Source organism: Alphaproteobacteria bacterium (genome assembly GCA_019746225.1).
Taxonomy (GTDB): domain Bacteria; phylum Pseudomonadota; class Alphaproteobacteria; order Paracaedibacterales; family VGCI01; genus VGCI01.
Window position 1 is genome coordinate 1 of record JAIESE010000026.1, and the last position, 10,996, is coordinate 10,996.

At 44.0% G+C, this 10,996-nt stretch carries 10 protein-coding genes; 9 read left to right on the forward strand and 1 reads right to left on the reverse strand.

The annotated features are described in order from the left end of the window. Positions 1-278: DNA mismatch repair protein MutL (locus K2Y18_04770; protein ID MBX9805051.1), on the forward strand; the 278-nt coding region annotated here is incomplete at its 5' end. Between the two features lie 535 nt (positions 279-813). Continuing rightward, positions 814-1,404, forward strand: coding sequence for a demethoxyubiquinone hydroxylase family protein (locus K2Y18_04775; protein MBX9805052.1), 591 nt, complete (start codon positions 814-816; stop codon positions 1,402-1,404). Between the two features lie 221 nt (positions 1,405-1,625). Here K2Y18_04775 and K2Y18_04780 read toward each other — a convergent pair whose 3' ends face one another. After that, positions 1,626-2,354, reverse strand: coding sequence for a hypothetical protein (locus tag K2Y18_04780; protein MBX9805053.1), 729 nt, complete (start codon positions 2,352-2,354; stop codon positions 1,626-1,628). 174 nt (positions 2,355-2,528) lie between these two features. Between K2Y18_04780 and K2Y18_04785 the strand changes: the two genes are divergently transcribed. The 7 genes from K2Y18_04785 to tssK all read left to right on the forward strand — a co-directional run bounded on the left by K2Y18_04785 (position 2,529) and on the right by tssK (position 10,990). Then, positions 2,529-3,287 carry an isoprenyl transferase gene (locus K2Y18_04785; protein ID MBX9805054.1) on the forward strand — a complete coding sequence of 253 codons (759 nt, stop codon included), beginning with the start codon at positions 2,529-2,531 and terminating at the stop codon, positions 3,285-3,287. Then, complete coding sequence (locus tag K2Y18_04790) at positions 3,259-4,077, forward strand: phosphatidate cytidylyltransferase (GenBank protein MBX9805055.1); 819 nt, start codon at positions 3,259-3,261, stop codon at positions 4,075-4,077. Before K2Y18_04785 ends, K2Y18_04790 begins: the two co-directional genes overlap by 29 nt. 9 nt (positions 4,078-4,086) lie before the next feature. Then, positions 4,087-5,250: a 1-deoxy-D-xylulose-5-phosphate reductoisomerase gene (gene dxr, locus K2Y18_04795; protein ID MBX9805056.1), complete on the forward strand. Its 1,164-nt coding sequence runs from the start codon at positions 4,087-4,089 to the stop codon at positions 5,248-5,250. Positions 5,251-5,330: 80 nt separating this feature from the next. Then, entirely contained in the window at positions 5,331-6,446 is a 1,116-nt protein-coding gene (gene rseP / locus K2Y18_04800) for an RIP metalloprotease RseP (GenBank protein ID MBX9805057.1), read from the forward strand. Positions 6,447-6,458: 12 nt separating this feature from the next. Next, complete coding sequence (bamA, locus tag K2Y18_04805; GenBank protein ID MBX9805058.1) at positions 6,459-8,726, forward strand: outer membrane protein assembly factor BamA; 2,268 nt, start codon at positions 6,459-6,461, stop codon at positions 8,724-8,726. 29 nt (positions 8,727-8,755) lie between these two features. Next, positions 8,756-9,385: an OmpH family outer membrane protein gene (locus K2Y18_04810; protein MBX9805059.1), complete on the forward strand. Its 630-nt coding sequence runs from the start codon at positions 8,756-8,758 to the stop codon at positions 9,383-9,385. A 246-nt stretch (positions 9,386-9,631) separates the two neighbouring features. Beyond that, on the forward strand, positions 9,632-10,990 hold the full coding sequence (tssK, locus tag K2Y18_04815) for a type VI secretion system baseplate subunit TssK (protein ID MBX9805060.1): 1,359 nt from the start codon (positions 9,632-9,634) through the stop codon (positions 10,988-10,990). Positions 10,991-10,996 lie beyond the last annotated feature (6 nt).

Sequence of the window (10,996 nt, forward strand, 5' to 3'; positions counted from 1 at the left end):
TAGTGCGAGCGGACTGGAAACAATTGATCCAAGATTTGGTGTCCGAAATTCAAGAGATGGACACCACCTTAAGTTTGGCAGAACAGCTCAATGAGATTTTAGGGACCCTTGCGTGCCATAATAGTGTGCGGGCGGGGCGCCAACTCTCCATCGAAGAAATGAATGCACTTCTTCGTCAAATGGAGGCCACGCCCTACTCCGGCCAATGCAACCATGGTCGACCAACTTACGTCAAACTCCACCGTGCGGATATTGAAAAACTTTTTGGTCGGCGATAGTTGCAGCAAGAAGTTAGGAATATTCAAGAGATAGCCATAAATAATCCTAATTTCTTTATATTCTAACTCTGTTTTCCCCTGAAGATGTCCCTTAACACCTACTTGTAGAGTTAAACTTGAAAGAAGACTCTTGATACTTGTCCAGGCTCACCTTTTTCCCGACTTATTGGAATAACAATAATGGTCAGATCAAGGGGATATAATCTTTAGTTTTTGAATGCGCGCTTTTGTCGCGAAATCATTTGACTGAAGTTTTTTCGTAAATTTTTCAAAGCGTTACACTCTCTTCCCTATAACTCTAAATAATAATATTGCGTTTTAGATAAGCTCGATTTAAAAATTTGCCTTGCAACCATTTGTATGGTTCAGTTACAAAGTGTTAGGGGCTATGGATAATAAAAAAAATAAGAAATTAGCCCCGTATACCTCTCCTCTAAATAATAATGAAAAAAAATATTTTTTCTGAGGCTTCTAGAAATAGTGGGCCTTTCTTTTTGTTCACATGTATACTCATTGTGAAAGGATGAGTGTCCCTATGAAACCAACTAATTCTCAACATACGTCTCTCCACACCCCCCCCAAAAATGACATACCTGCTCCCATCAATGACACCCTCAAATCTATGATTCGGGTCAATCAGGCGGGCGAATATGGAGCCACCCGCATCTATGCAGGGCAATTGGCAATCCTAAAGGGAACTCCAGTTGGCGAGACGTTGACGGAAATGGCTACCCAAGAAAAAGAGCATCTTCAAAAATTTAATCGGATGATCATTGAGCACCAAGTACGTCCCACCCTCTTGCAGCCTCTGTGGCATGTGGGCGGCTATGCTTTGGGCATGCTGACCGCCATGATGGGGGAGAAAGCCGCACACGCCTGCACGATTGCTGTTGAAGAAGTCATCGATGAGCATTATCAGGGACAGCTAGAAGAACTGAACGCCTCACCTGCATCTTCTTCGCATGCCCCTTTGGCGAACCTCATTGAAGCGTGTCGGCAAGATGAACTGGCCCACAAAGAAACCGCCATTGAACTCGGCGGGCGCGATGCCCCCGCTTATGAGCTTTTAACGACGGCCGTGAAAACAATCTCCCGAACCGCGATCTGGCTTTCATCGCGGATTTAGGGCGTTCCTCCTTAAAGGAGCTTTGTTGAATAATTGCCTAATTTAATGCCTCTTTATACTATGCAAATGAAAATAATCGTCGTCATTGCGAGGCGTTAAGCCGTAGAGATTAGCGGAGGCAAACGAGGTGGCAATCCATGCATTTGATTCTTCGAGGTATTCTATGTGGACGAAGGGATAGAATACATGGATTGCCACGTCGCATTCGCTCCTCGCAATGACTACTGACTCCCCACAGGGTCTTTCAAACGGGGATGCGCCTCATCCATAAGAGCATCAACCCAGCTGTCGCAGGATTCTTTGTCTTTATAATAGAGACATTCTTTCAAACCAAACTTCGCAGAAGGCCCTTTGGGTAAGGGCTGACCAAGCCCGCCAATCTTGAAAGCCTCGTTATCATAACTCCCGGGGTCCCCCTTCTCGTCCACCAAAACCGCTTTTGAGGAATGGGGAGCGGACCTTCTGTTCTTAGGAAACCCATCCCGCTTGAGGCGAATCACACACGCCGGCTGGGCGTGATTCTGGCATATTTCCTGATGAGCTACTCCCCTTTCATGAGGATCTTGCGTCGTCGTGTTGTCTGTTTTTAAATACCTTAAAGAAGCAGCTAATGGATTCTCAGCAAGAGGCCTTACCACACAGGTATATCCGAGTGTCTTTAACTGTTTTAAAATTTCTTGATGGCTCAATGCTTTGGTATTGAGTTGTTTCAGACTGTTACACAAAGCCCCATTTTCAACTTGTTCGATTTTTTTCTTAATGGGGGGATTGTTTGCCAAATATCCCTTATCCCAAGCGCTTTCAGAGGATATGGCAGAAACGGAAAGCTGTTTTATCACCAATTCTTGAGGGGATAACTGAGTCTGTGAAAAATAGTGCTGATAAATCCCAAGACCTACGATCGTCGGAATAAGGAACAACCAGAGATATCGGTTTGATTTGAGTTTCATAAAGACTCCCCTAGAATTTTCCTTATCTTCTACCTCTACATCAGAAAGCTTCCTTTCACAATTCCATTTTCTGGACTATCAACGCCACCACGACCTCATCTTCATTGACGTCCCGGCCAAAATCATGCTTTATAGGGAGCAGTTACATTTATCAACCATATAGGTTCCTTGTTTATGACCGAAACATTGCCTGCGGTTCCCCCGATTGCTCCGTCTCTGTCGCGCCTTCCTAGCCATGTTGCCATAATAATGGATGGCAATGGACGTTGGGCAGACCAAAATAAGGTTTCGACGATTTCTGGCCACCGGATAGGAGCAGAAGCCACTCGCAAAATCGTCCGTCATGCGGCAACTCGAGGCATCAAATACCTTACGCTTTATGCGTTTTCTTCTGAGAATTGGTTGCGTCCGAAAGGTTGGGTTGAAGAACTTATGGGATTGCTGCGATACAATCTCAAAAACCAAATTCAAGAATTAGCCGACAATGGGGTTTGCTTGAAAGTGATCGGGGATCGCACAAGACTGCCTCCCGACATTGTTTCTCTTATTGAAGAAAGCGAAGCCAAAACATCTCAAAACAATCAAATCACGCTTATTATGGCCTTAAGTTATGGGGGGCGAGACGAGATCCTCTTCGCCACCAAGAAAATTGCCGAACAAGTCAAAGAGGGCTCATTATCTATAGAGGACATTACTCCAGACACCTTTAGTCAGAACCTATACACAACTGGCATTCCAGACCCAGATCTCCTTATCCGAACAAGTGGTGAGAAAAGGGTCAGCAATTTCCTCCTCTGGCAAATGGCTTATACTGAGTTTGTCTTCTCTCCAACCCTCTGGCCTGACTTTTCACCAGACGATTTTGACCAAGCCCTTGAAACCTTCCAACAGAGAGAGCGTCGTTATGGTGCCGTTATCGCGTCCAAAAAGTAGTTTCGAAGACAGTAATTTTGGTAAACGTATTTTATCAGCCGCCATTGCAGGCCCCATCGCTTTGGGAGCTGTGATCTTGGGAACTCCTTATGTTGATATAATATCCATTGTTCTTTTGGGAATCCTTTTGTGGGAGTGGTCAAAAATGTCAGGCCTTCCCTGGTCTCACCCCATGAATGGCGTTGTAATCGTGCTGCTTGGCTCCCTTATGTTCGGGCCTGGCACGTTTCTGCCGGCCTTCTGCATTGTTTCTGCCGGCATATTGTATACCATTTATTACCATCACCAAATTGGGGCACGTCTTACCCCTTCCTTGATTTTATTCTCCGGTCCTTTATATGTTGGACTTGGAATGGCCGCAATTTTGAGCCTGGCCAAGTTTAACCCCCTTCTCTTGTTATGGGCTTTAATGATTGTTTGGGCAACCGATACAGGTGCTTTTGCTGTTGGCAGCCTTGTTGGGGGGCCAAAATTGGCACCCCGAATTAGCCCCCACAAAACCTGGGCCGGGCTCATCGGTGGCTCTATTATTGGATCAGCCCTGGGGTTCATCATTGCTCCCTATTGCCAAGTTGGCATCGAAAACCCAGTCTTTCTCATTTGTTTAACAATCGTTGTTACACTTGTTGGACATACAGGAGATCTTCTGGAGTCTGCTGCGAAACGGCTGTTTAAAGTTAAAGATTCAAGCCACATCATTCCAGGACATGGTGGTCTTCTCGACCGAATTGATAGTTTGTTGCTGGTCGCGCTCTTTCTGATCATGCTTAAATTTTTCAAAATATTCTAAGGTAAATTGATGTCCCGTTCTGTTACCATTCTCGGAAGCACTGGTTCTATTGGAAGAAGTACCATCGACCTTCTTCTCAAAAATCCGGAAGCATTTGCGGTCGAGGCTCTGGTTGCAAAAAAAGATGTCGCAACTTTAGCCACACAAGCATTAGCGCTGAATGCTAAAATGGCCGTCGTCGAAGATGACTCTTATTATAGTCACTTGAAGGAAGCCTTAGCAGGAACAGGGATTACTGTGGCTGCAGGAATGTCTGGTGTTATTGAAGCTGCTCAAGCGCCTGCTGAATGGGTTATGTCTGCAATCGTTGGTATCGCTGGATTACGCCCCACTTATGCCGCCATTGAACGCGGAGCAATCATCGCCTTGGCCAATAAGGAATCCATGATATCTGCAGGACCTGTTGTTTTAGAAGCTTTGAAAAAATATAAGGCAACCCTTTTGCCCGTGGATTCAGAACACAACGCCATATTTCAAGTATTCCAAGAATCCCACCGGGCGCATGTTGAGAAGCTCATCCTCACCGCATCGGGAGGTCCCTTTCGAACTTTTTCTCCTCAAGAAATGACTCATATCACCCCAGAACAAGCCTTAAAGCATCCGAATTGGTCCATGGGGCCAAAGGTCACGATTGATTCTTCTAATTTAATGAATAAGGGATTGGAGATGATTGAGGCTGCTTATCTTTTTGGTTTCCCAGAAGATCAAATTGACATCCTTATCCATCCTCAGTCTATTGTTCACTCTTTGGTTGCCTATCGGGACGGATCCGTCTTGGCTCAGCTGGGTATTCACGATATGCGCGTCCCCATTGCGTACACATTAGCTTGGCCTGCCCGCATGGAAACGGACTTACCCCGTCTCGATCTGTGTGCCATCCGTCAACTGACTTTTGAGGCCCCTGATGCGAAGAAGTTCCCAGCGATATCTCTTGCCAGGAATGTTCTCAAAATGGGCAAAAATCGCCCAACGATCTTAAATGCTGCCAATGAAATTGCCGTTCAAGCTTTTTTGGATAAGAAGATTTCTTATCTTGATATTGTTTCGACCTGTAGTGATGTCCTGGATCAAATATGCGAATCGACTGCCGTCTCAATTGAAGATATTTTGCTGATAGATCAACAAGCTCGGCATGTGGCCGAAAAAGTTATTCACAAAAAAATGACATCTTAGTGCTTTTGCGGATTTTCATAATGATCATAATCAGCTAAGGTTGCAAATATTCGAACTTTTATGAAACGAGGTTTACGCTCATGGCTTCCCTGATCCCCTCTTCCCTGATCAACTTTGCGGAACATGTAATTCCTTTCCTCATCGTTTTAACCATCCTTGTTTTTGTTCACGAACTTGGCCATTACCTCGTCGCTCGCTATAATAAAGTGAAGATCGAGGTTTTTTCTATTGGGTTTGGCCCTGAATTATTTGGTTGGAATGACAAGGCTAGAACGCGTTGGAAAGTAAGCATGATTCCTTTAGGGGGATACGTGAAATTCTTTGGGGATGCGGACGCCAGCAGCCGGCCCGATACTGAGTCCCTAGAGAGCATGAGTGCTGAAGATAAATCCAGCACCCTTCACAGCAAGCCTGTTGGCCAACGCATGGCTGTGAGCGCCGCAGGCCCATTTGCAAACTTCTTGTTTGCCATTGTGGTTCTTGCAGGATTGTATATGGTAAAAGGGGAACCCTTCATTCCAGCCACCGTTGGAGCTGTTGCTCCTGGCAAGCTTGCAGAAAAAGCAGGACTTAAAGAAGGCGACAAAATTCTAAAACTAAACGATGTGTCTGTTTCAGACTTTCATGCTTTACGAAAAGTGATTGTCAACAATAAAGGGAAAGAGGTTGATATTCGCATTTCACGTGACAACCAAGAGCAAGTCATACATGTAAAAATGGTTGAAACAGTTAATGGTGTAGAAAAACCCGTTGGGGTTTTAGGTATCGGCCCTACGCTTCCCGAATATCGTGACGTAAACCCCCTTAGCGCAATTACTCATGCCGTTGGCACAACCTGGACCGCAAGCGTTGATACATTGATCGGTATTGGCCAAATGATTTCAGGAAAGCGTTCCGCTGACGAAATGGGTGGTATACTCATGATCGGAGATTTGGCAGGCAAAAGCGCCAAAGGCGGTGTTGCGGCTCTTCTCGTCTTTATGGCCTTTTTATCTATCAATCTCGGCCTCATTAATTTGCTCCCCATTCCTGTTCTCGATGGAGGGCACATATTGTTCTATGGTATTGAAGCTATTGTTGGCAAACCTGTCCCGGAAAAGATCCAAGAATATGCTTTTATGGTTGGGTTAGCGATTGTTGTCAGTGTCATGCTTTTGACCACATGGAATGATGTCGTCCGTTTTATTTTGAACTAAAGGGTATATAAAATGTTTTCAAGAAAAAGAATTATAAAGTTATTCGCTGTTAGCAGTCTAATTTGCGCAACTCTTACAATGGCTGTCTTTGCAGACACAATTCAGTCAATACAGGTCACTGGCAACAAGCGTATTGAGGCTGAAACGGTTAAGTCAAATCTTTCCCTTAAAGTTGGTGATTCGTTTGATGACATCCAGCTCAATCAAGCCTTGAAGGATCTTTTCGCGACAGGCTTCTTTGCCGACGTTAAAATACACCGCTCTGGCAGTGGGCTCGTCGTTGAAGTTATTGAAAATAGTTTAATAAATCGCATTTCCTTTGAAGGCAATTCAAAATTAAAAGATGATAAGTTAACCGAAGAAATTCAGCTGCGTCCAAGAGAAGTGCTATCCCGCACAAAGATTCAAGCAGCTCAACAGCGTATTCTTGAGATTTATCGTCGGATGGGGCGTTTTGATGCCACCGTTGAGCCCAAAGTGATTCGTCTTGAGGAAAATAGAGTCGACTTGGTTTTTGAAATTAATGAAGGAGAAGTTACTTACGTTCGCAAAATTAATTTCATTGGAAACAAACATTTTACGTCCTCTCGACTCGAAGAACAACTGTACACAAAACGCAAGCACTGGTACCGTCTCTGGGCAAGCGATGACACTTTTGATCAAGATCGCTTTACAGCAGATCAACAAAACCTACAACAATACTATTTTGACATGGGATACCCAGATTTCCGCCTCGTGTCAGCGGTTGCTGAATTGAGTCCTGACCATAGAGATTTTTACTTAACCTTTACCGTAGATGAAGGAGAAAAGTATACCTTTGGAAAGGTTGAAATTGTTTCCCATTTGAAGCAAGTCAATGCAAATGATCTGAAATGCTATATCGATATTCAAACTGGGGATCAGTTTTCACGCAAACAAATTGAACGAAACGTGACAACATTAAACACCCATGTTGGAACCTATGGCTACGCTTTTGCCGACATTCAACCTCGAATTGAAAAAAACAGAGAAAAGAAAACAGTCGATTTAATTTTTGAAGTCAAAGAAGGCCCGCGTGTCTATATTGAACGGATTGATATCCTTGGTAATGACCGTACTCAAGATGAAGTCGTCCGCCGTGAACTTAATATGCTGGAAGGGGACGCTTATAACACAACAAAAATAAAGCGTGCTGAAAAGAATCTTAAGGATCTAGGCTACTTTAAGAAGTCAGAGATCGTAACAGAGCAAGGTACGGCTAATGACAAAGCTCGGCTACTTGTAAAACTGGAAGAACAGCCAACCGGTGAAATGGGCGTCGCAGCCGGTTTTTCCACCCTAGATGGTATATTAGGGAACATTAAATTCGCTGAGAGAAACTTCATGGGAACTGGCCGCATTGTTCATGCCAGTGTCACCATTGCCCGCCGCAACCAAGAATATGATATTGGTATTACAGACCCTTACTTCTTAGGGTATAATCTTGAGGCTGGGTTAGATATCTTCCGGGTTCGCTCTACACGATTAGAACACTTTATCTCCGCATCGAATGGTATTACACCTCACATTGCGTACGTTATCACCGAGAACTTGTCACAAACTCTGACTTACGTATTAAAAGATGACCATGTCAGCCACGTTACACCAGATGCCTCGATCTTTATTAAACAACAAGCTGGTAAATTCTTAACTTCAGCCGTTGGTCAATCCTTGCTCTATGATCGTCGGGATAGTCGAATCGACCCAACCTCAGGCTATTTTATTTCCCTAAGCAACCAATATGCAGGTTTGGGTGGCAAGGTGAATTATCTAAGAAATACCCTCACGGCTTCTTTGTTTTATTCTCCTGTTGAGGAAATTGTCTTGAATGTCCGGGGCTCTGCTGGAGATATTGAAAAAGTTGGCAAAAAAATAATCCGTATCGTTGATAGTATCATGCTTGGAGCCGATTCGTTCCGTGGATTTGAGTTTGGAGGTATAGGCCCACGTGACCGGATAACGGGCGACCCTCTGGGTGGTACGCGCTTCTGGACGGGAACAGTTGAGATGCTATTCCCCATTGGACTGCCAAATGAATTTGGTGTTAAAGGAGCGGTCTTTAGTGACTTTGGTACTACATGGAAGCCCGGTGCATCAGGCCCACAAATCATCGATAACCGCTCAATTCGTGCCTCTGTCGGTATTGGCTTGTCTTGGACATCACCATTCGGGCCTTTGAAAATTGACTACGCAATACCAGTAAGGAAGCAGAAATTTGACCAAACACAACGCTTCTTGTTCGGCTTCAGCTCACGCTGGTAAAAAGGATTATTGGTCTTGAAGGAGGGCGGATGATAAGGGGGAAATATAGGTTGTGGGGACTCATTTGTCTTGGCCTTGTGGGGGCAATAGCCTTGAGCACCTACCATAACCTTTATGCCCCTTTGCCCTTCTTGCGTCCCTCCCCCAAGCAACCCACTGTTCTCGTGTCTATGGGTGTTGTAGACATTAACCGATTTAAGAAAAATTCAAAAGTTTTTCAGAAATTTCAGTCAGTTGTGGAAAGCTTAAATGAATCTGTTCATAAGGAAATATTCGAGAAAGAAACAAAACTTCGCAGCGAATATGAACAATTTAAAAAGCAAGAAGATGAAACGAAAGAACCCACCCAAGAAACTTTAAAGCAAAGGTTGGATCTTGATAAAAAGCATGCTTCCCTAGAGAAAATATTTCGCGTCCGCAAAGAAGAAATTGACAGTGTGTTAAGCAACGGCCTTACCACCATAAAACAAACTCTTAAAGAAATCGTTGATGACCTTGGCAAATCCTACGGATTAAATATTATTTTGAACAAGTCCATTGGGGAGGGAAGTCAAATGGAACAATCCATCGTTTTGTATTGTAACCAGGGACTAGATCTCACGGATGAAGTTATCAAACGTTTAGATAAAAAACTTATCTCAAAAAACTTTGAAGAATAATTTATTTAGCTAATCTTCATACTTAAATCAACCTGGCACATACCAGTTCAAGCTTAGTCTCACCCTAATTTTGGGGTACGCCCCTTGTAAGCACAAACCGATACTTTAAAAAAAATCTTCCAAATTGATGTTAGGGAATATTACACCCTTGTCTCCTTTGTCTAATCTGCTCATACTATAAAGAAAGGATTTTTGTTAAATTTTTTGTAACACGCGTGGGTATGTGAAAAAGGGGAGGATGACAGGATGACAAAGACACCTGTAATACCAGAGATTCAGTGGCATGAAGGCATGTTGCTATCCCCGCAACATTTTCAACAAATGGAATTGCGTAACGCCCAGATCCTTAAATATCATTTGCATCGTTTGTCGCCCTTTTATTGGGGAATTCACCATCTCAAACTTGATCCTGTTGTTTTGAGCTCAGGACTCTTCAGGCTTCTTGAAATTGATGCTGTCATGCCTGATGGACTAATCGTCAACCGACATAGTGACTCTGATGCACCTATAGAACTTGATCTTACTCCCCTCAAAGAGGATCTTTCAAAAGAGGAGCTAACGGTCTACCTTGTTGTTCCGGAGAGAACAGTTTCAGGTTCTCCTATTTCGGGTGAATGGCCAAGGTACATTTCGGCGGATGGTGCGGAAGTCATTGATGACAATGCGCCCGACAATGTTATTCGCATTCCAAGATTAATTCCAAAGGTAAGTTTAATGGCAGGCCCTGTCCCCCCTGCCCGTTATGAATACATCCCATTGGCACGTATGACCTATCAGGATGAGTCTTATATTTTAACCCCTTTCATCCCTCCATGCTTTATAGTTCACCAAAACTCTCCCCTTGGAGATCGCTTGGCCACACTAGCCATGAAAATGCGTGAGAAATCATCTTATTTAATCGAAAAATGGCAAACTCAAGTTGGAACAGAATTGTTAAAAGAAACAGGGGAGCTTTTGCGTCCTCTTGCAGAATCCATCCCAATCCTTGAAGCGATTGTGGGTACAGGAAAAACTCATCCGTTTGACTTGTACTTAACCATGTGTACGATTGCCGGACGTCTGGCCACTTTACGCCTGAGTCAAGCTATTCCCTCTTTTGCCCCATACCACCATAATGATATTTTAAGCACAATGGTACCGATTCTGGATTGGATGGATCGTGTTACAAGAAGTATTGAGCAAACTTATGTCATCGTTCCCTTTATTCAAAATGATCGATTGTTCTACCACAAGCTTAGTTCAACTTGGTCAGAAGATAGCCTCCTCATCGGTGTGCGCATTCCGACCACTATGGATGCTGCTGAAATGTCCGAATGGGTCCGTGAGTGCGTCATTGCTTCTGAAAGCCATCTTGAATCTGCCCGAATGCGTCGTGTAACAGGGGCTGCTCGACTTATCATTGAAGGAGATGAGCTGGCGGATCTGATGCCCGGAAGCGGCTTACAACTGTATCGCGTTCAAATGGATCCTCAATATATTAAGCCAGGTGAAAAACTCATGATTTTCCACGCAGCTGACCAACCAAATATGCGTCCTTCTGGAATTGTTTTGTATGCAAGAGGTCCCTATTCCCTTGAAAACGAACCCACTGAGCAAGAGGGCTAGGTCAAT

Bases quoted from the DNA above. Each gene is read 5' to 3' on its own strand.
- K2Y18_04785 (MBX9805054.1), top strand. From the start codon at position 2,529: ATGACCGAAACATTGCCTGCGGTTCCCCCGATTGCTCCGTCTCTGTCG.
- rseP (MBX9805057.1), top strand. From the start codon at position 5,331: ATGGCTTCCCTGATCCCCTCTTCCCTGATCAACTTTGCGGAACATGTA.
- K2Y18_04775 (MBX9805052.1), top strand. From the start codon at position 814: ATGAAACCAACTAATTCTCAACATACGTCTCTCCACACCCCCCCCAAA.
- dxr (MBX9805056.1), top strand. From the start codon at position 4,087: ATGTCCCGTTCTGTTACCATTCTCGGAAGCACTGGTTCTATTGGAAGA.
- K2Y18_04790 (MBX9805055.1), top strand. From the start codon at position 3,259: ATGGTGCCGTTATCGCGTCCAAAAAGTAGTTTCGAAGACAGTAATTTT.
- K2Y18_04810 (MBX9805059.1), top strand. From the start codon at position 8,756: ATGATAAGGGGGAAATATAGGTTGTGGGGACTCATTTGTCTTGGCCTT.
- K2Y18_04780 (MBX9805053.1), bottom strand. From the start codon at position 2,354: ATGAAACTCAAATCAAACCGATATCTCTGGTTGTTCCTTATTCCGACG.
- bamA (MBX9805058.1), top strand. From the start codon at position 6,459: ATGTTTTCAAGAAAAAGAATTATAAAGTTATTCGCTGTTAGCAGTCTA.
- tssK (MBX9805060.1), top strand. From the start codon at position 9,632: ATGACAAAGACACCTGTAATACCAGAGATTCAGTGGCATGAAGGCATG.